Origin of the sequence: Paenibacillus sp. UMB4589-SE434, assembly GCF_030226685.1 — a bacterium.
GTDB lineage: Bacteria > Bacillota > Bacilli > Paenibacillales > Paenibacillaceae > Paenibacillus_B.
In genome coordinates, this window is sequence record NZ_JASOYK010000001.1 from 778,882 (window position 1) to 803,554 (window position 24,673).

Annotated in this window: 5 protein-coding genes; 3 read left to right on the plus strand and 2 right to left on the minus strand. The window is 46.1% G+C overall.

What is annotated here, in order from left to right:
- The first annotated feature begins 111 nt into the window (after positions 1–111).
- Together QP775_RS03420 and QP775_RS03425 are read left to right on the plus strand one after the other, a co-directional pair.
- A complete protein-coding gene (locus QP775_RS03420; RefSeq protein ID WP_285103608.1) occupies positions 112–984 on the plus strand; it encodes a hypothetical protein in 873 nt (290 codons plus the stop codon).
- A gap of 467 nt (positions 985–1,451) precedes the next feature.
- Positions 1,452–2,312, plus strand: coding sequence for an SDR family NAD(P)-dependent oxidoreductase (locus tag QP775_RS03425; protein ID WP_285103610.1), 861 nt, complete (start codon positions 1,452–1,454; stop codon positions 2,310–2,312).
- 75 nt (positions 2,313–2,387) lie between these two features.
- Here QP775_RS03425 and QP775_RS25710 read toward each other — a convergent pair whose 3' ends face one another.
- Together QP775_RS25710 and QP775_RS25715 are read right to left on the minus strand one after the other, a co-directional pair.
- Positions 2,388–2,747 carry an alpha/beta fold hydrolase gene (locus tag QP775_RS25710; protein ID WP_350338955.1) on the minus strand — a complete coding sequence of 120 codons (360 nt, stop codon included), beginning with the start codon at positions 2,745–2,747 and terminating at the stop codon, positions 2,388–2,390.
- A gap of 74 nt (positions 2,748–2,821) precedes the next feature.
- Positions 2,822–3,025, minus strand: coding sequence for an alpha/beta fold hydrolase (locus tag QP775_RS25715; RefSeq protein ID WP_350338956.1), 204 nt, complete (start codon positions 3,023–3,025; stop codon positions 2,822–2,824).
- Between the two features lie 1,664 nt (positions 3,026–4,689).
- Here QP775_RS25715 and QP775_RS03435 point away from each other — a divergent pair.
- Positions 4,690–24,576, plus strand: coding sequence for a non-ribosomal peptide synthase/polyketide synthase (locus tag QP775_RS03435; protein ID WP_285103612.1), 19,887 nt, complete (start codon positions 4,690–4,692; stop codon positions 24,574–24,576).
- Positions 24,577–24,673: the final 97 nt, after the last annotated feature.

Here is a 24,673-nt window from a genome sequence, read left to right on the forward strand (position 1 = left end):
TAAACTTGAACGGATAGTGTCAAATGAATTGTACTATGGGTATCATGTCGAGAGCAGTTGTGTTCATTTGACACCAGCTTTTGCGGATTCATGTGTAAGGGAAGGTGATTCATGATGGCAAGCAGTGCTGATTTTGGTTGTTCTGGAGGATGTGGGGCTATACCTGTAAATGGGGCACCCGCTATTCTGGCAACTATTGTTCAGAATGGTTCTGCTATTAAACTGCAGGGGCTCTCCAATATTATGCTTGCACCAAGTACTACTTATTTTGCGGAATATAATGCGGAGTTCAGTACGCCAACTACAGGGAAAGTCGTATCTGCAGAGTTCCGCTTAAACAACGTACTTATTCCGGGTTCCCAAGTCCTCTCTTTTCCCACCGCCATACCACCAGGACAAAATACGCCTGTAGCAAGCGCGTCAGGTGGGGTTGTATTTAACACGCCTGCCAGTCCAAATCCAAGCGTATTGCAGCTCGTAGGGTTTCCGCCAGTTGGGGTGGTAGGTGTTAATTTTAGTGGGGTAAATATACGGATTACGGAGATCGCTTCTACAACTTGTTTACCAGTTACCGCTAATAATGCGGCGATCTATGGGTACGGCTATGTAGATGTGGGACATAATGAACCGGTACCTTTTCTGAAGGCGGAAGTCATTAATGGCTCAGGAATTGCTTTTAGCAGTGCTGCCCCTACATTTATTTCGCTAGCTCCCCACGTCACTTATTTTGCTGCTTACAACTTTATAGAGTGCCCTTGGGTAGATAACTTGCCTGTTCGAGTCATGCTGACATTAAATGATCAGCCGTTGTATCAAAGTTTATCTATTGCTCCACCGCTTGCGGATGGGGCGCAGAGATCAGGAGGGGCAGGGTCTGCAGTATTTAATACAGGCTCGGGCTCGAATCAATTAAAACTAATTAACACTAATCTCGAAGAAATCAAGTTTGTTGCAGCGAATATTAACATTATGCAGATTGGATAGAGAGAATAATGATTGTATATATTTATGCCCTGAATTTCTATTGTCGTATGTTTTTTAAACCTTAGTTTTATGCATTTGTTTGTATACTGTTTACTTTGGTTGCTATGAATATGGCGGATGATTTTCATCTTTGTCGAATTGACTATAAAGTAATGATCACTGCTGACAGAGTATTTATATAAATGGCTTTCGCTGGTGATGATCCAACGAAAGCCATTTTATTTTTCGACCATTACCAGCGAGCTTTAATTTAGAGATTTAGGGATAGAACTTAGGAACTCAGCAACAGCAGCGATGCTTTGCTTTGGAATTTTCATAATCAAGTATTAGGAGTACAACGATATCGCCATCTGTTGATAAGAAAGAAATATAAATGACGGATTATATAAATAACGTAGACGAAAATAGTTAATATCTAATATAATATAAACAAAATTAAATTTTGTTTATATTATGGAGGTGAAATAATGGGGAGATTTAATAATAAGAATGCTATTATTACGGGGGCGGCAAGTGGTATTGGCAGGGCGTTGGCAAGCCGTTGTGCTGCGGACAATATGAAAATTGTACTTGCCGATATCGAAGAGGAAGCCCTGTATAAAGCTGATAAGGAGCTAACAGAGACAGGTGCAACTGTCTTGAGTGTTGTGACAGACGTAGGGAATGAAGGTCATATCCACACCCTCGCTGAAAAAACACTGAGCTCCTTTGGGGGCGTTCAACTGTTGTTCAATAATGCTGGAGTTGGTGGAGGATCTAATATATGGAGCAGTTCCATTGCTGACTGGCAATGGGTATTAAATGTGAATTTATGGGGCTCTATTTATACTACGCGGGTATTTGTGCCGATTATGTTGGAATTGCAAGAAGATTGCCATATTGTCAACACCGCTTCTCGGGCAGGACTCGAAACTGGTCCAGGCAATAGTATTTATCGTGTAAGCAAGCATGCATTAGTCAGCTTGACGGAAACGCTCTATCACGAATTAAAGCTAACTCAATCACGAATTGGAGTGTCCTTACTTTGCCCTGGATTTGTTAACACGCGAATCTGTGATGCGGGACGTAACCGACCTTCTGAGTACAGTAAGCCTGGTGATATCACACCCCCTTCTCTACAAGAGAGTATGATTATTGAATTTATTAGAGCTGGTGTGGAGCAGGGGGTGTCTCCTGATCAAGTAGCGGCATTTACCTTTAATGCCATTGAACACAACAAGTTTTACATCCTGCCTGATTCAGAAAGTAAGGATGCCATACAACAACGGATGGAACACATTCTGAACGAGCACAACCCTACATTTATAATACCGGAAACGCAAGAGTAAAAGCCTGGGTTAACGTATTGCTAGGCGCAATAATAAGCACCTGTCACTCCATTTCAAGGAGGTGTAGGTGCTTTATTAATGTTGTAGCGATGTCAACAGCTTTCCTTTGTAGAAAGCATTTTTTGCATAACATAGGTCTGTATGACTATACGTTTCTATTTTAACTTCTCCAGGGATCAGGAACTGGTTCACAACATCAAAATAACGATCGGAATCGCAAGAATGAACATTATGACCACACTGTTCAAATATAGAAAGTGTTGCGTTAGGTCGTCTGGATACCAGAAGAGCAGCTTGATTCGAGTCCAACACAAAGCTATTTTGACCGTGAATAAGCAGTAAAAGACAAGTAGAGAAGAGCCAATCCTCCCACCCTACTTCATTGATATTCTGCTGCGAAATACCCAGACCTAATAGATCAGATCGGAATCCCAACCGAGCTCATCCTGAAATACACTTCCTACAAAGTAATGCATAGACTTAAACGCCTGCATGCTTTAGTAATTCTTTCAGTTATCCAATGTGTCAGAGCGCATAGGAAGTTTCTTTGCGAAGGATAGATTGGCGTAAATTTTAATACCAATGTCTCCGACAATGACAGCATTAACCAGCTCAGGGTGTCGAGCCGCTAACTGATAAGCATTAATTCCACCTAACGAATGTCCAACTATGGTTACGTGTTTCCCACCTAGTTCTATTTGAACCAAATTCAATATGTCGTTAGTTTATATAGCTATCTCTGGAATAATCGAAATCAGGTGTATGATCACTCCATCCATGTCCTCTTTGGTCAAGATCAATTCCACGCCTTTTCTTGATTTGAGCAGCTAATGCTAAAAATGTTTGTGCATTATTCAAATTTCCATGCAGAAAAAGCAATACTTGTTGACTATCCCGACCAAAGTCAAGATAAGAAAGTTTGAGATTGCCGGACAAAATTCATGCTCTGCGACCATATGGTTGAGGTAGAGCCTTCAACGTTAACGGTGAAAGATCCTGCCCTCATACAACTTGAAAATGGAGATTCTGATTGTCAAACAGCAGAAGACTGCATTCCTGTTCTGGTAGTGTTAACAAAAATGGGGATACAAGTATGCGAAGCTGAACCCTGGACAAGCTCCAATCTTCATAAACGAGAGGATGAAATCGGCTGGCTTAAGGGGAAATTCCGAGAAAGGATATTTCCTTTTTTTCTTGTTTTTTATAGGCGTGTGTCATGAAGTAGAAGTCATTCATTGTTCGGAATTAATGATGCACATAAAGAACAAGTTATCACAGCTAATGGGTAAGTATAACCATGACATTGAAAATAAGGGGTAACATTTAACAAGAAAGTTATACGTTCGGATATTTATTAAGTGCATTAATATTAACTGGGTTAAATTTAAAATATATAAATACTTTTATGTTTATATTGAAACGATGACAGTTAATACCCAGTATTAGCAGCGAAAATTGTCTGCTTTTACATGGACTAATTTATATTTTTTCTACTAAGGGTGGACAAGGCTGCGAAGCTGCGTTACCCTATAAACAGGTGAATAATACCAGATCAAAATATGGAGATTTACAGGGTCAATCGTACACGAGGTTAAGCAAGAGGCCTATCTATGGGCTGATTTCTGATCATGATTATGAGACTTTTTTCTTATTTGGGAATGGCAAGAGCATGAAGTTCAGGCGTTGTCGAAGGCATTTAATAACTAGCTATTTTATGTGAATTTTATGCGTTAATGGCTTATAATCGGGAGCATTTGACTCGAGAGGTTATCAGGTGATGACCACGATGTCGGGACGAAAGCAAGTACAATATCGACAAAATTATGAATTTTTTTATAGTCGAACTTCGCTGACATTTGTGTTAGGCTGTAATCGACAAGTAAGTTATTCGCCTTAATATAATTTATAGTAAACCATATTGTTAAATACCCAGATTAACGTATATAATACGTCATACGTCGTATAATTCATGAGCTTATCTAATGTCGATTCTTGGAGTCTATATTTCTTAACCATATTTTATATCATTTATGTTAAGGAGGTGAACAGACTGCTTCCAGAAGCAACGCTCAATAAGAATCATATATGATCATCTGACAATGTTGCCCCATTATGGTCAGGGACATGGATATTTTCCACACCACAGCTATTTATGAATTCCCCAAGAAACATTACACCTATCTAACTTCACATCACATTTATGTTTCTATTCTGCTACTCATTCAGACACTTTTGCCAGGCGCTTCTAAACGTCTCCCAACTTCATACAGCAACGAACTCCTACTTTTCTGCGGAGATGTTTGCAAGCTCATCCTGAAATTTTTCAATTGGTTGTTTCAAAAACGCCAGAATATTTCATTATTAGGGGAGAGTCTACGTGAACGTGAATCCTAACAGATTGTTTCCTTTGACGCAAGCACAACGCAGAATTTGGTACATGGAAATGATGCATCCGAATACGTCTGCTTCTACAGTTGCCGGAACGTTATTCATACGAGGCAAGGTAGATTTAGAAGTGTTAAAACAAGCCGTTTATTTGGTTATCAAGCAGCATGATGCTTTCCGTATTCAAATTAAGTCGGAAGACAACCAGCCTATGCAGTGGTTTAGGCCTGAAGAAGAGGTCATTCCTGAAATTGAGTATTTGGAATGGGACAATTTTGTGGAGGCTGAGGCTTGGTTAGAGCAATTTAATCTTGTTCCCACGAGCATTTTTGATGCTAAGTTATATCATGCCGTTATTTTTAACATTAACAACGAAGAACATTGGTTTAACCTCAAGATTAATCATATCATTGCAGATGGTGTCTCTTCTCACCTTATAGCTAACAAAATCATGCAAAACTATACAGCTATAGCAAGTCACACGATGCCTTCAGAAGACAAGAAAAGCACTTATTTTGACTACATATTTGCAGAGCAAGAATATGAGAAGTCGGAAAGATATATGAAAGACCGTGCATTCTGGCTGGATAAATTCCGTACGATGCCGGAAATGATGGGAATTAAACCGTATCCGCCTTTCTCGATCGGAACAGAAGCGCAGAGGTCTAGCTACATATCCGTGGCGGGAGAACAGTACGAACAACTACAACGATTCAGTGAACAGCATAATATCAGCTTGTTTACTTTATTTTTGGGTGCGTTATATGCTGTTCTCTACAAAACATCAGGAAACGAAGATATTGCAATCGGCACAGCCTATGCGAACCGAACATCAAAGCAAGATAAAGATACACTTGGTATGTTCGTAAGTACGGTAGCAACTCGATTGTCAATAGACCCCGATCAAGATTTGATCACTTTTCTACATATGGTATCTAAAGAGCAGAAGTCCATACTTCGCCACCAAAAATACCCGTATAACAAGCTAATCCTCGACCTGCGCGAACAGTACAACAATATCGACATCCAGGATTTATATCGTATCTCCATCGATTACCTGCCTATTCACTGGACAAGCTATGGCGATCTATCCGTCCGGCAGCGGAGCAGCTTCTGCGGTCATGAAGCAGATGATTTTGCCGTTCACGTTGAAGATATGCTGGATGATCACCAGCTGATGATCAGTATTGATTATCGAATTCAGCTGTTTGAAGAGCAAGAAATGATCCGAATAATGGAGCAGATGCTAACTATTGTGGAGCAGGTTTTGCACAATTCGCAGCAGACTATGCGCCAACTGTCCATGCTTAACGAGAAAGAATCCAACATCATCTTGACGCAATTTAATGAGCCAACAGCTGATTATCCAAGAGACAAGACGGTGCATCAACTGTTCGAGGAGCAGGCGGACCGCACACCAGACGAAATTGCGGTCGTATACGCTGAACAGCATTTGACTTATCGCGAATTAAATACGCGTGCGAATAGCCTAGCACGAACCTTACGTGCGCAAGGCGTAACACCGGAGCAGCTCGTCGGAATTATGGTAGACCGTTCCTTGGAGATGATCGTCGGCATACTGGCCATTCTGAAGGCTGGTGGAGCTTACGTTCCGATCGATCCTGAATATCCGGAGGAACGTATTCGGTATATGCTGGAGGATTCTGATGCCCATGTATTGGTCAGCCAGGGTCACCTGCACAGTCGTGTAACCTTTACGGGTACTTGGATTCTGGTTGACGACGAAAGCTCCTATCTTGCGGATAGCAGCAATTTGAAGCCTGTAAACGAACCCGCTCATCTGTCCTATGTCATTTATACTTCGGGAACTACAGGGAAACCCAAGGGTGTAATGATTGAGCACAGGCAGTTAGTTGCAATGGCGAACGCTTGGAAGCGTGAATATCGCTTGAACGAAGCAGGATTCAGATTGCTGCAATGGGCGAGCTTTTCATTCGATGTCTTTACAGGTGATATGGTTCGAACACTGTTGTTTGGCGGGCAGCTTGTTCTTTGCCCGAATGAAGCAAGGGCGAACCCATCTGCGCTTTGTGAGTTGATTGGGAAGCATCACATACAGATGTTTGAGTCGACACCAGCCCTTGTGATCCCGTTGATGGAGCATGTGTACGAAAACAGGATCGACATCAACAGTCTGAAGTTGCTAATTGTCGGTTCGGATCATTGTCCGACAAGTGAGTTCCGCAAGCTGAACGAGCGTTTCGGCTCGCAAATGCGCATATTAAACAGCTACGGTGTAACAGAAGCGTGCGTGGATGCTTGTTATTATGAGCAAACTTCTTCGAATGCGTTATCCATTTTACCAATTGGCAAGCCAATGCCTGCCGTTACCATGTATATTTTGGACAGCAATCAGTCCCTGCAGCCTATCGGACTTGCTGGAGAGCTTTATATTGGTGGTGCAGGAGTTGGGCGCGGTTATTTGAACCAATCGGATCTAACAGATGAGAAATTCGTAGATGATCCGTTCAGTCCAGGAGCGCTGATGTACCGCACTGGTGACTTGGCCAAATGGCTTCCTGATGGCAACATTGAATATTTGGGACGCATAGACTATCAGGTGAAAATTAGAGGTTACCGGATTGAAATTGGAGAAATTGAGACGCAGCTGCTTAAACAGGCGCATGTGCGTGAAGCGGTAGTTATTGCACGTGAGGATCATGAAGGTCCGAAGGAATTATGTGCTTATTATGTAGCAGACAACGAGTTGACTGTACATGAATTGCGTGAAGCCCTGGCTGAAGATCTTCCAGCCTATATGATTCCATCATATTTTGTGCGTATGGATCGGTTGCCGCTTACGCCAAACGGAAAAGTAGACCGTAAAGGGTTGCCAGCACCAGAAGGGGAGGCACATACCGGATCGGAATATGTTGCACCTCGTACGGAAGCTGAGCACACATTGGTAAATGTTTGGCAGACTGTGCTTGGTGCGCAGCGTGTCAGCGTGCTGGATCATTTCTTTGCGCTTGGAGGCGACTCCATCAAATCGATACAGGTCGCTTCACGTTTGCAGCAGGCAGGTTATAAGCTTGAGATTCGGGATTTATTCAAATATCCGACTATCGCACAATTAGCCCCTCAGATGCAGTTGATCGTGAGAAGAGCGGAGCAGGGTGAAGTGAGCGGATCGGTGGAGCTAACTCCTATTCTGCGCTGGTACTTTGGACAGAATGCCGCAGATATGCACCATTACAATCAATCTGTCATGCTGTATCGGGAAAATGGGTTTGACGAAGCTGCATTACGTAAGGCTCTTAACAAGTTAGTAGAGCACCATGACGCGCTGCGGATTGTGTTCCGACGCACTGCAGAAGGATCATGTACAGCCTGGAATCGCAGCGTACAAGAAGGCGAACTGTTCAAGTTGGATGTGGTCGATTATACAAGCAATGCTGGAATGGAACAGATGCTTGCGGCAAAGGCTGAAGAGATACAGAGCAGCATCGATCTCGAGACAGGGCCATTGGTACGCGGGGGATTGTTCCATTGCTTGGATGGCGATCATTTGTTGATTGTCATTCACCATGCTGTTATTGATGGTGTGTCCTGGCGTATATTGCTGGAGGATATTACTGCTGGATACGAACAGGCTTTGCAGGGCGAAGTAATTCGTCTGTCCGCAAAGACCGATTCCTTCCGCACTTGGTCCAAGCAGCTAGTACAATACGCTGACACTACAGATTTACAGCAGGAACAACAATACTGGAGGCATATTACACAGTTGGATGTCCTGCCATTACCAACAGACACGGTAGAGACGTACGCATTGCAGCTTGATAGCGAATCCGTCACCGTCACATGGAGCAGGGAACAGACGGAACAACTCCTGAAGCAAGTTCACGGCGCCTATAATACGCAGATGAATGATATCTTATTGGCAGCTCTAGGTTTGGCGATACACAGGTGGAGTGGTCATGATCGTATCCTCGTTAATCTAGAGGGACATGGTCGTGAATCTATTTTATCAGACATAGACATTACACGAACGATTGGCTGGTTTACTAGCGAATATCCAGTAGTGCTTGAACTGCTGCGAGACACGGGTCTCGGCAACTGGATCAAACAAACTAAAGAAAATCTCAGACATATTCCGAACAATGGTATTGGTTACGGCATATGCCGCTACATGATTAATGATGTAGAACCTCTTGATGAGTGGGGGGCAGCACCAGAGATCAGCTTTAACTATTTGGGTCAATTCGACCAAGATTTCCAGCAAAATGGGTTGGCTATGTCTTCTTATTCCACCGGTCGTGATATTAGTGGTGAGCAAGCTCGTCCGTACCTACTAGATATGAACGGGATGATCTCAGATGGTGTATTGAAGTTCGATATTAGCTACGGCCGCACTCAATATCACTGCGATACGATGAATCGGTTAGCCGTGTTGTTTGAGGAAAGCCTACAGGAAATTATTGCGCATTGTGCAGCCAAAGAGCGATCAGAACTAACGCCAAGCGACGTCACCTTGCAGCATATTAGCTTACACGAATTGGAACGAATCATTGAGCAGACAACGGATATTGGGGTAGTTGAAGATATCTATTCCTTAACGCCAATGCAAAAGGGCATGTGGTTCCATACAGCTTTAAATCAGCAGACGGGGGCGTATTTTGAGCTGACACGCTTTACGCTGCAAGGCGATCTTAATATCGGAGCCTTTGCTGACAGCTGGAATGCACTTACAGCCCGACATAGCGTATTACGCACAAACTTCCAAATGGGTTCCGATGGTGAACCTTTACAAGTCGTATTTCAAAATAAACGAATTGGATTTACGTTTGAAGATTTGCGCGGGATGGAACCGGAAGAACAAGCGGCATACATGGAGAAAGCAGTTGGAAGAGAAAGAACTCGTGGCTTTGATCTGGAATGTGGCGAACTGATGCGTGTGATGGTACTGCGAACCGCAGAACATACTTATCAGGTGTTCTGGAGTTCTCATCATATTTTAATGGACGGCTGGTGTTTGCCACTTGTTGCAAAAGAAGTGTTTGACACTTACGCAGCTTACGTGTGGAACAAGCAGCCTATGCTGAATACAGCTCCATCGTACAATCAGTATATCCGATGGCTGGAACAGCAGAATGAAGTGGCGGCCGCAGCATATTGGACGGCATACTTGGCTGGATACGATGAGCCGGTAGCACTGCCGCAAGCCAAAGCGTATGGTCAAAACGAGACGTATGCCGCTGGACAAGTCGTATGCCAGCTCGGGAAAGACTTGAGTGCAGCCGTTAATCGAGCCGCAACTCAGCATCAAGTAACGTTAAATACACTGCTGCAAGCAGCGTGGGGCGTTCTTTTACAAAAGTATAACCGGACTACGGATGTCGTGTTTGGTGGTGTTGTGTCAGGTCGCCCGGCTGAATTGAACGGAATAGAAGAAATGATCGGATTGTTTATTAATACGATTCCGGTTCGTGTGCGCAGTGAGGCCAATACTCCTTTTATAGACGTGATGACGCAGCTTCAAGAGCAGGCGTTGACATCTGCAAAGCATGATTACTTCCCGTTGTATGAGATTCAGGCACAAAGCGCACTGAAGCAAGATATGATCAACCACATCATGGTGTTTGAAAACTATCCGATGGAGCAAATGGAACAATTGGAAAGCTTGGACGGCAAAGGGCTTAAGCTGACGGATGTGACGGTCTCGGAGCAGACGAATTATGACCTGAACCTGATCATCGTACCAGGCGATAATATCGCTATTCGTCTTGATTATAATGAGCATACGTTTGACCGTGCTGCGATGGAGCTGTTGAAAGGGCATATCTTACATGTACTGGAGCAGATCTCAGCTAATCCATACGTAACTGTAAGCGAATTGGAGCTTGTGACAACCGATGAGAAAGCGGAAATTCTAAACGTGTTTAACGACACAGCTACCGCTTATTCTCGGGAAAAGACGATCCATCAGCTCTTTGAAGAGCGGGTTGTGCAGTCACCTAATGCAATTGCAGCGATGTTTGGAGATGAGCAGCTTACTTATTCGCAGCTGAATTCAGCAGCTAATCGGATGGCTCATCGACTTCGGACATGTGGGGTAATAACGGGATCGCTAGTAGGTATTTGCGCAGAACGATCTTTTGAGATGCTGATTGGATTGCTTGCCATTCTTAAAGCAGGCGGGGCATATGTGCCGATCGATCCGGCTTACCCGCAAGAGCGGATCACCACGATGATAGAGGATACAGCCATCAATGTGTTATTGACGCAGGAGCATCTTCAAGCCAACTTGCCAACGCAGATCGAAATTCTACTACTCAACCATGATGTAGAAACAGCAGCTGATGATACTGCCCAATCCAATTTAACGAGTGAAGTAACGGGTGATGATCTAGCCTATATCGTTTATACGTCCGGTTCAACGGGTATGCCAAAAGGCGTTTGTGTTACACATCGTGGTGTTGTACGGCTTGTCAGCTCTACAACGTATGTGGATATTAACGAGTCGGATGTGTTTTTACAAGGCTCTACGATATCGTTTGATGCGGCCACATTTGAAATATGGGGGAGCTTGCTGAACGGTGCAGCTCTTGCCATCTTGCCTGCGGGCGACTTGTCCCTCACGGACTGGACACTTGCTATGCGGACACATGGAGTAAGCATTTTATGGTTGACAGCAGGATTGTTCCAAGTGATGGTAGAGCATCAACTAGAGGGCTTGCAAGGAATTAAGCAGTTATTGGTAGGCGGCGATGTCGTATCCTCGCAGCATGCTCGTAAGGTGCTGGAGCTGTACAGCGGAATACGACTGATTAATGGTTATGGGCCTACGGAAAATACGACCTTTACATGCTGCCACGATATTACACTTGCCGATTTAGAGCGTACTTCCATTCCGATTGGACGTCCGATCGGCAGCACGAAAGTATATGTGCTTGATGAGTCAGGCAAGCTTTTGCCGACAGGGGTAATAGGCGAACTATACACGGGCGGAGATGGTTTAGCGCGCGGTTACTTAAACCGACCTGAGTTGACCGCAGAAAAATTCGTGGAAGTTCCATTCCTTCAAGGGGAAAGGTTATATCGAACAGGGGATTTGGCACGGTGGCTTCCTGACGGCACGATTGAATATATGGGTCGCAGCGACGAACAGGTTAAAATAAGAGGTTTCCGAATCGAATTAGGCGAGGTACTGACACATTTGCTAAAAGTGGAGGCCGTGCGTGAAGCAATTGCGGTGGCAGTAGAGGATACCAGTGGGCAGAAAGTGCTGTGTGCTTACTTTACAGCTGACGACAAGCTGGCTGCAGCCGAGCTGAAAGCCGTTTTATCCGAACAATTGCCTTCCTATATGGTTCCCTCACACTTTGTGCAAATTGAAGAAATGCCACTTACACCTAACGGAAAAGTAGATCGGAAGGCTTTGCCTTTGCCAGAAGAAGGACTTATCGCAAGTGAGCAAATTCAGCCACGGACGCCGTTAGAAGCCAAGCTTGCACAGCTTTGGCAGGACGTGCTTGGACTAGAACATGTTGGTATCACGGATTCGTTCTTTGACATTGGTGGGCACTCGCTGCGTGCAACTACACTTGTTAGCAAGCTGCATCAAGAGATGAATGTGATAATGCCGCTGCGGGATGTGTTCCGCTACTCTACGATTGAAGAAATGGCGCAAGTTATTAGTCAGATGGAGCATCAAGCCTACAACACGATTCCTCTGACAGAGATGCGAGACTGGTATCCAGTATCCTCGGCTCAGAAGAGACTCTTTATCTTGCATCAAATGGAAGGCGCTGAACAGAGCTACAACATGCCAGCTGTACTGACTATGGACGGAGTGTTGGATCGCGAGCGGTTCGCAGCGGCATTTCATAAACTCATTCAGCGGCATGACACGCTCCGGACAGGCTTCGAGATGATTAATGGCGAGCCTGTGCAAAGAATACATGAGCATGTTGAGATTATTGTTGATTATTGGCAGTCTGGTGAGGCGGAAGCCGAGCATATCATCCGTCAATTCATTCGTACGTTCGCTCTTGAAACGCCTCCGCTGCTGCGTGTGGGTTTGATCGAGCTGGCACACGACCGACATCTTCTTTTATTTGATATGCATCACATTATTTCAGATGGAGCTTCGATTGGTATTTTACTTGATGAGTTTGTGGCTTTGTATAGCGGAGAAGAGCTTGCTCCACTACGCATTCAATATAAAGATTACGCGGTATGGCAGCAATCTGCTTCCTTCCGGTCGCAGATGGAAGTGCAAAGAGCGTACTGGCAGGGAGCATTAAGCGGTGAACTGCCTGTCCTGCAGTTGTCTTCAGACTTTACACGCCCTACATTCCGCAGTTATGAGGGTAACACGCACGAGTTTACCATTGATGTGGAGAAGCTGGGTCAGTTAAAGCAGCTGGCAGCCGAAACAGGTACAACCTTGTACATGATGCTAATGGCACTGTATACAGCAATGCTGCACAAATATACGAGTCAAGAAGATATCATCGTGGGGATGCCAATTGCAGGAAGAACACATGGTGATGTGCAGCCACTCATTGGTATGTTTGTGAATACCCTTGCGATTCGCAATTATCCAGCGGGCGAGAAGACGTTTATGTCTTATTTAAAAGAGGTTCAGCAAACAACTCTGCAGGCATATGAACATCAGGATTACCCGTTTGAGGAATTGGTTGACAACATTCAAGTTACGCGTGATGTAAGCCGGAACCCCGTATTTGATACGGTTTTAGTGCTGCAAAATACAGAGCAGGGCGAGTGGGCAATAGAAGGACTTCGTGTGACGCCGCAGATGGCATCACATCCCGTTGCAAAATTTGATCTTACTCTGCAAGTGGAGGAAGGCGAAGCTGGGCTTACGTGCAGCATGGAGTATGCAACTGCTTTGTACAAGCAGGATACGATAGCACGAATGTCTCAGCATTTTAGTCAGTTGATAGACGGTGTTATTCTACAGCCTTCTGCTCGATTGGATCAGTTAGATATGGTGACAGCACAAGAAAGGATTCAATTGATCGAACAGTTCAACGATACGGACGCAGAGTATCCGCGAGATCATACGATCCATCGTTTGTTTGAAGAGCAAGCTGAGCGTACGCCGGATGCGATCGCCGTAGTTGCTCCAGATGCAACATTAACCTACAAAGAATTAAACGAACGAGCGAACCGCTTGGCATGGATGCTGCGTTCACAAGGTGTACAGGCAGATACATTGGTTGGAATAATGGCAGAGCGCACCTCGAGTATGCTGATTGGACTTCTTGCCATATTAAAAGCGGGAGGAGCTTACGTTCCAATTGATCCAGAGTATCCGGAAGACCGTGTTAGCTATATGCTTGAAGATTCCGGTACAACTGTACTATTGCTGCCACGTCATTTAAGGGAGCAAGTTACGTATAACGGTACTATCCTATTCTTGGATGAAGAAGAAGCATACACTGCAAACAACTTGAATCTTCCAAACATTAATAAATCATCAGATCTGGCCTATGTGATTTATACGTCGGGAACGACGGGTAAGCCGAAAGGAACCCTAATCGAGCATAAGAATGTCGTGCGGCTGTTGTTTAACAGCAGGAATCTGTTTGACTTTAGACCATCCGACACGTGGACACTGTTCCATTCCTTCTGCTTTGATTTTTCTGTCTGGGAAATGTATGGGGCTTTGTTATATGGCGGCAAGTTGGTAATTGTTCCGCAGCTTACAGCTAAAAATCCGGCAGCATTTATGGAATTACTTGCTGAACAGCAAGTAACGATCTTAAATCAAACGCCAACATATTTCTATCAATTGCTGCGTGAAGCATTGGCTGATGGCAGCCCAGAGCTGAAGATTAGACAAGTTATCTTTGGTGGTGAAGCGTTAAGTCCGCAATTGCTGCACGATTGGAGACAGAAATATCCGCATACCCAATTAATCAATATGTATGGAATTACGGAGACAACGGTTCATGTCACTTACAAAGAAATTACCGAACTTGAGATTGAACAGGCGAAAAGTAATATCGGATTCCCGATCCCTACATTGAAGATTTTCGTCCTTGACGCAAGTCGCCAATGCGTACCAATAGGTGTGGCAGGTGAAATGTATGTAGCGGGCGACGGATTGGCGCGTGGGTACTTGCATCGTCCAGAACTGACAGCTGACAGATTCGTGGATCACCCGTGGGAACCAGATGCGAAGATGTATAAGACGGGTGACTTGGCGAGATGGCTGCCTGATGGCAACATCGAGTACTTGGGACGAATCGACCATCAGGTGAAAATTCGTGGTTATCGGATCGAACTTGGTGAAGTGGAAGCGCAGCTGTCCAAGCTTGATGCTGTGCGGGAAACAATTGTCATCGCGCGTGAAGATGCTGGCGGTGACAAGCAGTTGTGTGCTTATTTTGTAGCCGATCGTCTGCTCACGGTTGGTGAATTAAGAAGTGAACTGGCAGAAGAACTACCAGCTTACATGATCCCGGCCTATTTTGTTCAGCTGGAGCGCATGCCGCTCACCTCGAACGGGAAGGTGGATCGTAAAGCGCTGCCTGCACCTGAAGACAGTATCAATACGGGATCTGATTATACAGCTCCACGGTCACCCCTTGAGGCACAGCTTGCAGATATTTGGCAAGAAGTCCTTGGCTTGGCAATCGTCGGCGTGCAAGATAACTTCTTTGAAGTTGGTGGCCATTCCTTACGTGCTACGACGTTGATTAACAAAGTTCACGAGCAATTACATGTTAATCTTCCGCTGCGAGAAGTATTCCGACTCCCTACGATTGAAGCTCAGGCAGCAGCTATTGCATCATTATACAATGAGCAGTTATCCTATTCTGCGATTCCAGTTGCGGAAGAGCAAGCTTACTACCCGGTTTCTTCTGCACAAAAACGGTTGTATATTCTACATCAGCTCGAGGGCGCGGAGCAAGGATATAACATGCCTGGCGTGATGCTGCTAGAAGGCACGCTTGATCGAGATCGATTTGAAGCCGCCTTCCGGAAGCTGATCGCGCGTCACGATATTTTGCGTACCGGCTTTGAACTGGTACACGGCGAACCAGTGCAGCGAATCTATGGCGAAGTTGAGTTTGCAATTGCCTATATGGAAGCAAATGACGATCAAGTGCAAGAACTGTCCCGGCAATTTGTGCGTACGTTTGAGTTGGAGCAGCCGCCATTACTTCGACTTGGTTTGATTGAGCTTACAACTGAGCGACATGTGCTTCTGTTCGATATGCATCACATTATTTCAGATGGAGTCTCCATGGGTATTGTGCTGCAGGAGTTCGCTCTTCTGTACAGAGATGAGGCTCTTACACCGCTCAAAATACAGTACAAGGATTATGCCGTATGGCAGCAAGCCACATCACAGCAGGATCGTATGAAAGAGCAGGAAACATATTGGCTTGAAGTATTTCATGGCAATCTGCCTATTTTGGAATTGCCGACAGACTATGCGCGGCCAACGATGCAAAAATATGACGGGCTAACGTATCCATTCCGAATCGACCAGCAGCAGAGTCAAGCTTTGCACGAAATCGCTGCAAATACAGGAACTACCTTATATATGGTGCTGCTGGCTGCCTACACGATCTTGCTCCATAAATACACGGGTCAAGAAGATATTGTGGTGGGTACTCCTATAGCAGGCAGAACACACGTTGATGTCCAGCCCCTTATTGGGATGTTCGTAAACACGTTAGCGATCCGCACAAATCCAGAAAGTCATAAAACGTTCCGGTCCTATTTAGATGAGATTAAGGATATGATGTTGGGTGCTTATGAGCACCAGAATTATCCGTTTGAACAATTGGTGGAGAACTTGGAGCTGACGAGGGATTTAAGCCGCAATCCATTGTTTGATACTATGTTTGCTTTGGACAATACAGATAGCAAGGACTATTCGTTAGGTGAGCTTCGGATGAAGCCATATCCACAGGAATATAAAGTATCCAAATTCGATCTTAGTCTGGACGTATCGACAGACGAGCAGGGCTTGGATTGCAGCATGGAGTATGCAACTGCTTTATTTGCTTCAGATACGGTCGAAAGAATGGCGAAGCACTTTGGGCATTTAATCGGAGCAATCATTGATAACCCTGAGGCGAAGCTGGACGAACTCGGCATAATGACGACAGAGGAGCAAGCAGCTGTCTTATCGCTTTATGATGCAGCCGCCGCATTCCCGTCAGGAGATACCATTCATCGCCTGTTTGAAGAACAAGCAGCGCGTACGCCAGATCAGGTAGCTGTTGTATATGAGAATGAACAGCTCACGTATCAAGAGTTAAACGAACGCACGAATCGGCTGGCGAGGTCGTTGCGTCATCAAGGTCTCAGTCCTGATCAGCTTGTTGGTATAATGGCGGATCGTTCGCTTGATATGATTGTCGGCACTTTAGCAGTGCTAAAGGCTGGCGGAGCTTACGTTCCAATCGATCCTGAATATCCGGAAGATCGTATTCGCTACATGCTGGAGGATGCGAACGCTCAGATACTCCTGACCCAGAGCCATCTACAGACCAAAGTGTCGCATGCAGGCGCTTGGATCATGATCGATCAGCCTGAATTTTATCACGAAGACAGCTCTAATTTGGAACTGGTTAATGTTGCAACGGATCTGTGTTATGTCATTTATACGTCAGGAACAACAGGGAATCCAAAAGGGGTTATGATCGAACACAGGCATCTAGTCGCTATGTCCAGTGCTTGGAAAGTGGAATATGACTTGCAGGAGCCAGGCATTCGATGGCTGCAATGGGCGAGCTACTCATTTGACGTATTTTCTGGTGATATGGCTCGTGCGCTGCTGCATGGTGGAGAATTAGTCATTTGTCCAACAGAGGCACGCGCAAATCCGGCTGATATTTGCGAGCTTATTCGTAAACATGATATTCAAATGTTCGAGTCTACGCCTGCACTAGTTATTCCACTAATGGAACATGTGTATGAGCACCAACAAGATATCAGCAGTCTGAAAATGTTGATTATAGGTTCAGATCTTTGCCCAACACAGGAATTCCAGAAGCTGCTAGATCGGTTTGGTGTACAGATGCGGATTATCAACAGCTACGGGGTTACAGAAGCGTGCGTGGATGCTTGTTATTACGAGACCCCATCGACGGCCTCGGTACGAGCACTGCCAATAGGCAAACCACTTCCTGCTGTCAGAATGTATATTCTGGATGCCAAGCAAGCTATTCTGCCACTCGGCCTCACTGGAGAATTGTACATCGGCGGAGCCAGTGTTGGTCGCGGCTATTTGAATCGACCGGAGCTTACAGCCGAGAAGTTCATCGAAGATCCATTCCGACCAGGGGAGCACATGTATCGAACCGGTGATTTGGCAAGATGGCTGCCAGACGGCAATATGGAATTAATTGGCCGAATGGATCATCAAGTTAAAATTCGTGGATACCGCATTGAAATAGGCGAGGTGGAGTCTCACCTCCTGCGAGTAGGCGATGTGCGCGAAGCTGTCGTTGTTGCCAGAGATGATGATAGCGGCCGTAAAATGCTTTGTGCCTATTACACATCTGATCGTGTGCTGACAACAGGCGAGCTCAGAGACGCATTGGGACAAGAGCTTCCAGGCTACATGATTCCGGCGCATTTTGTGCAGCTAGATCGTTTACCGTTGACGCCTAACGGCAAGATCGACCGCAAAGGTTTACCTGCACCAGAAGGCGGAGCATATTCGGGAATGGAATACACGGCGCCTCGAACGGCAGTCGAGAAGGTATTGGCCAACGTCTGGCAGACTGTATTAAATACAGAACGTGTCGGGATTATGGATCATTTCTTCGAACTTGGCGGCGATTCCATCAAGTCGATTCAAGTGTCCTCTCGATTGCATCAGGCGGGTTACAAGCTGGAAATACGCGATTTATTCAAATACCCGACAATTGCGCAATTAAGTCCGCATCTGCAATTACTTGCCAGAATAGCTGATCAAGGTGAGGTGTCTGGGGAAGCAGAGCTGACTCCGATCCAACGCTGGTACTTTGAGTTGGAACTCGCTGACCCGCATCATTACAACCAATCGATCATGCTGTATCGTGCAGATGGTTTTGATGAGACTGCGCTGCGCAAGTCACTTATGCAGCTGGTGGAGCACCATGATGCTTTACGGATGGTATTCCGCAAGACGGCGCAAGGATACGTCGCATGGAATCGATCTATCGCTGAAGGTGAACTGTATAGCTTCACTGTGGAGGATTTTACAGGTGAAGCAAACGTGGAACAAGCGATTGAAGTCCGGGCCAATGAGATTCAAGCCAGCATGGACTTACAAACAGGGCCATTAGTGAAGGCAGCATTGTTCTGCTGTGCCGAAGGTCATCATTTGTTAATCACGATCCATCATGCGGTTATTGACGGAGTCTCATGGCGTATTCTGCTTGAAGATCTTGCTGAGGGCTATGAACAAGCAAGCAAAGGTGAAGAAATTCGCTTGCCGTCCAAGACAGATTCCTATCTTGTCTGGTCACAGCAGCTTGTCTCTTATGCAGCAAGTGAGGCGTTAAACAAGGAACGTCTTCACTGGGAACATATTATTCTCGCTGCCCCTGCCTCACTTCCTAAAGATTTTGAAGCGGCTGTCAGCTTGCAGCAGGACAGTGAATCTGTGGTCGTGGAATGGAATTCAGTGGAGACAGAGCAGCTTTTGAAGCAAGTTCACCGGGCATACAATACAGACATGAACGACATTTTGCTGACAGCCTTGGGCTTGGCGCTTCGGGAATGGAGCGGACTTGAGCGAGTGTTGGTTAATCTGGAAGGTCATGGACGGGAGCCAATCGTATCGGATATCGATGTTTCTAGAACCGTTGGCTGGTTCACGAGCGAGTATCCCGTACTGCTTGAACTGGAATCGGATCGAAGCCTATCCTACCTCCTTAAAAAGGTGAAGGAAGATTTACGTCGGATTCCGAACAAAGGAATCGGTTACGGCATTTGCCGTTATTTGGCTGAATCTAATTCTGAATATGAAGCAGGCCCTAAATGGGGAGTTGCTCCTGAAGTAAGCTTTAACTACCTGGGACAATTTGACCAGGATTTACAGAACAATGGTTTCGAGCTGTCATCTTATGCTAGCGGTGATTATGCAAGTCGTAAGCAAGCTCGTCCATATTTACTTGATATAAATGGTGCTATTGCCAACGGTGTACTCTCTTTTGATTTGAGCTATAGCAAGCATGAATATCGCAAAGAGACCGTTGAACGGTTGGCCAAGTATTTGCAAATCAGTCTGCAGGATATCATCACGCATTGTTTGTCACAACAACATGCGGAGTTGACGCCTAGCGATGTTCTACTGCAAGGGCTGAGCATCGAGGACATGGAGCAGATCGTCGCCGATACAAAACATATCGGTGAGATCGAAAATATGTACATGTTGACGCCGATGCAAAAAGGCATGTGGTTCCATAGTGTCATAGACGGACAGGCAAGTGCCTATTTTGAGCAGACACGCTTTACCCTAGAAGGTGAACTGGACGTGGATGTGTTCATCAATAGTCTAGAAGTGCTAGCTAATCGACATTCTGTTTTGCGGACAAACTTCTACAGTTGGCACGGAGAACCATTACAAGTGGTGTTCCGAGATAGACATATTGAATTTACACATGAGGATATGCGCGCATATCCATTAGCCGAGCAGGTAGCTTTTATGGAAGAGATAGTAGCTCGTGATAAGCAGCGCGGCTTTAATCTGGAGCAAGATGCACTTGTACGTGTAACGCTTGTTCAAATTAGCCATACAAGAACTCATGTACTATGGAGCTCTCATCATATTTTAATGGACGGCTGGTGCCTGCCGCAGTTGACAGAAGAATTGTTTGATAGCTATACGCTCTTTATGAAGCAGCCAGATAGTCCAGCAGCCAGCGCAGAGAGCAATCTGTCACCTTACAGCCAATATATTGAATGGTTGGCACAGCAAGATGCAGAAACTGCAGCGCAATATTGGGATGACTACTTAGCAGGCTATAACCAGCAGACAGTCGTACCACGCAGCAGCACGACGGATCGCAGTGGAGCGCCTTATGTACTGGCTCATGCCGCTGCTAACTTGAGTGCCGAATTGAGCTCGCGTATGCAGCGCGTGGCAAAGCAGCATCAAGTAACATTAAACACACTGGTACAAGCGGCATGGGGCATTCTGCTGCAGAAGTACAATGGCACAGAAGACGTCGTGTTTGGAAGTGTCGTATCGGGAAGACCTGCAGAAATTGCTGGTATTGAATCGATGATTGGTTTGTTTATTAACACAATTCCAGTTCGCGTATCCTGCGAAGCAGATACTGCGTTTGCTGAGGTGATGCAGCGACTGCAAGAGCATGCGCTGGAGTCGGGTCGATACGATTATTACCCGCTGTACGAGATACAGGCCAGAAGTACACAAAAGCAGGATTTGGTCAACCATATTATGGTATTTGAGAATTATCCGGTTGATGAGCGGATGGAACAAGCTGGCGACGACAATGACAGATTGACTATTGCAGACGTCCAGGTTTCAGAGCAGACAAACTATGACTTCAATTTGATGATCGTACCGGGTGAAACACTTGTTGTACGGTTTGATTACAACAGTCAAGTTTATGAACCCGCAAGTATGGAGCGGCTGCAAAGTCATTTGCAGCATGTGCTTGAGCAAGTGACGGCTAATCCGCGTATTGCCGTAGGCGAACTGGAGTTGGCAACCGCTGATGAGAAGGCGGAGCTGATGAAGTCGTTTAACGATACGGCGGCCGATTATCCACAAGATCAGACGATTCACCGGATGTTCGAAGAGCAAACTGCTCTGACTCCGGATGCGATCGCGGTTATGTTCGGGGAAGAGGCACTAACCTATCGAGAGTTGAACGAGCAAGCTAATCGCCTGGCACGAACGCTGCGTAACATCGGAGTGGTGCCAGATCAGATCGTTGGGGTGATGGCTGATCGTTCCCTGGAAATGATGGTGGGCATTATGGCCGTGCTGAAAGCAGGCGGCGCCTACGTGCCAATCGCACCGGATTATCCAGAAGAACGCATTCGTTATATGCTGGAAGATTCAAAAGCACAAGTCCTGCTCATTCAGGGCAGCTCGGGAGAAGGCCTTGACTTTGCCGGACGTGTCGTGCAATTGGATGACATTCACATGTACGATGCAGACGGCACGAACCTTGAACTGATCAACCAACCGCAGGATGCGGCATACGTGATCTACACATCAGGTACGACAGGTCGTCCGAAAGGCGTTATGGTGGAGCATACTTCCGTCCTCAATCGCCTGCTCTGGATGCAGAAGCGGTATGAGATCGGTGCGGAAGACACGATTATGCAAAAGACGGCGATTACGTTTGACGTCTCCGTCTGGGAGTTGTTCTGGTGGGCCTTTGTGGGCTCCAAGGTATGCCTGCTGCCGGTAGGTGGCGAGAAAAATCCGGCGGTCATTCTGGAGACGATTGAACGTGAACGCATAACGACGATGCACTTCGTGCCATCTATGCTGCATGCCTTCCTCGAGCATGTGGAACAGCTGTCGCAGGCCGAGCGTGAGCGCAGCTTGCAGCCGCTGCGGCAAGTGTTTACGAGCGGCGAAGCGCTGCTCGCATCACAAGTCGAGCGCTTCCAGCGCTTCATTGCACCTGTGAACGGGGCAAGGCTGATTAACCTGTACGGACCGACGGAAGCCACCGTCGACGTCACGTACTTTGATTGTGAAGCTGGCCAGCCATATGTGAGCGTACCGATCGGCAAGCCGATCGACAATACACGGATCTATATTGTAAGCGAACAAAATCAGCTGCAGCCTATTGGTGTGGCGGGTGAGCTGTGCATCGCGGGCGTGGGACTGGCGCGCGGCTACTGGATGCGGCCGGAGTTGACGGCTGACAAATTTGTGACGCTGCCGTCTATGCCAGGTGAGCGCATGTATCGCACAGGCGACCTTGCAAGATGGCTGCCTGATGGCAACATTGAATACTTGGGTCGCATTGACCACCAAGTGAAAATACGCGGATACCGCATCGAGTTGGGCGAGATCGAGACGCAGCTGCTGCAAGTCGAGGCGGTACGCGAGACGGTAGTCGTTGCTCGGGAGGACGAGAGCGGACAGAAGTCGCTCTGTGCTTATTACGTCGCAGAGGGTGAGCTGACGGTAGGCGAGTTAAGAGCGGCGCTGGCAGAGGAATTGCCAAGTTATATGATTCCGTCGTACTTTGTACAGCTGGAGCGGATGCCGCTTGCGCCAAATGGCAAGCTGGACCGCAAATTGCTGCCTGCTCCTGAAGGTCTAATTAATATCGGCACGGTCCATATTGCGCCACGTACACCGCTAGAGGTAAGACTTGTTCAAATCTGGCAAGAAGTGCTTGGTGTTGAGCGTATCGGGGTGAAGGAAGACTTTTTCGAATTGGGTGGACATTCGTTGCGTGCTACTACGCTGGTCAGCAAAATACACAAAGCGCTTCATGTTCATTTCCCGCTGCGGGACGTATTCCGGTTCTCTACGCTGGAGGCAATGGCGAGCGCGATCGAAGGGCTGGAACAGCAGCAATTCCATGCTATCCCAACAGCGGATGTCAAACCATATTACCCGCTCTCTTCTGCGCAGAAACGAATTTATATTTTGCATCAGATGCAGGGGGCTCAACAAAGCTATAACATGCCAGGTGCCATAACGATCCGGGGACATCTCGATCGTAATCGCTTGGAGGCAGCATTCCGTGAGCTGATTGCTCGTCATGAGACATTACGTTCCGGCTTTGAAATGGTAGAGGGTGAAGCCGTGCAGCGAATTCATCCACATGTTGAATTTGCAATCGAGTATATTCAAGCAGAAGGTGAAGAGGTTGAACAGATTGCTTCACAATTCGTTCGCGATTTCGAGTTGGAGCAACCTCCATTGCTGCGTGTTGGATTGATTGAAATTGCCCTAGAACATCATCTCTTGTTATTTGACATGCATCATATTGTGTCTGATGGTGTTTCAATGGCGATATTGGTTGATGAATTTACCCGTCTTTACAGTGGGGAACAACTGCCGCCGCTCCATATTCAGTACAAAGACTATGTCCAATGGATGCACATGGAATCGCAGCATGAACGTTTGAAAGACCAGGAGGCTTATTGGCTGCAGAAGTTGGATGGTCAATTACCGTTATTGGAATTGCCTACCGACTATGCAAGACCTGATCAGCGCAGCTATGAGGGCGATAAGCTCCAATTTGTCATCGATCTCGAGCAGAGCGAGCAATTACAGCGTCTAGCTGGCAATGCAGGAGCCACGTTATACATGGTCATGCTTGCGGCTTATACAACATTGCTGCACAAGTACTCGGGACAGGATGATATGATTGTCGGCACGCCAATTGCGGGCAGAACACATTCGGATACAGAACCGCTCATCGGGATGTTTGTTAACTCATTGGCGATTCGTAATTATCCGCATGCAGATAAGAGCTTCAGCTCTTATCTGGAAGAGATTAAAGCAACCACTCTTCAGGCGTATGAGAATCAAGATTATCCATTCGAGGCGCTTGTAGAAAAGCTGAAGGTCGCGCGCAATCCAAGTCGGAATCCATTGTTTGATACGATGTTTATTTTACAGAATACAGAAAACAACAGTGTCAGTCTGGGCGATCTGTCGGTCGAGCCTTACAATCAGAACCATTCTGTCGCGAAATTTGATCTTACATTAGAAATTACCATGGAAGACGGGCTGATGAGTGGACATTTCGAATACTGCACCAAGCTGTTCTCAGCAAACATGATGGATAATTTTGCTGAAGACTTATTGAATATATTATCCCAGATCTGTGAACAGCCTGATATTCGGCTTGGGGAGATTCAATTAAGTGGAGTGACGGAGCACGAAGAAGTGCTGGAAGCCGAAATTGACTTTGCTTTCTAAACAGAAGATCGACTTCCTCGCGTGTATAAGGAATTTATATGGAACGATGAAGAACTAGTGTGATGTTGTTTATCCTAGGGTGCATGAGGTTGCTGCT

Coding starts and splice junctions, on each gene's coding strand:
- QP775_RS03420 (WP_285103608.1), top strand. CDS start 112: ATGATGGCAAGCAGTGCTGATTTTGGTTGTTCTGGAGGATGTGGGGCT.
- QP775_RS03425 (WP_285103610.1), top strand. CDS start 1,452: ATGGGGAGATTTAATAATAAGAATGCTATTATTACGGGGGCGGCAAGT.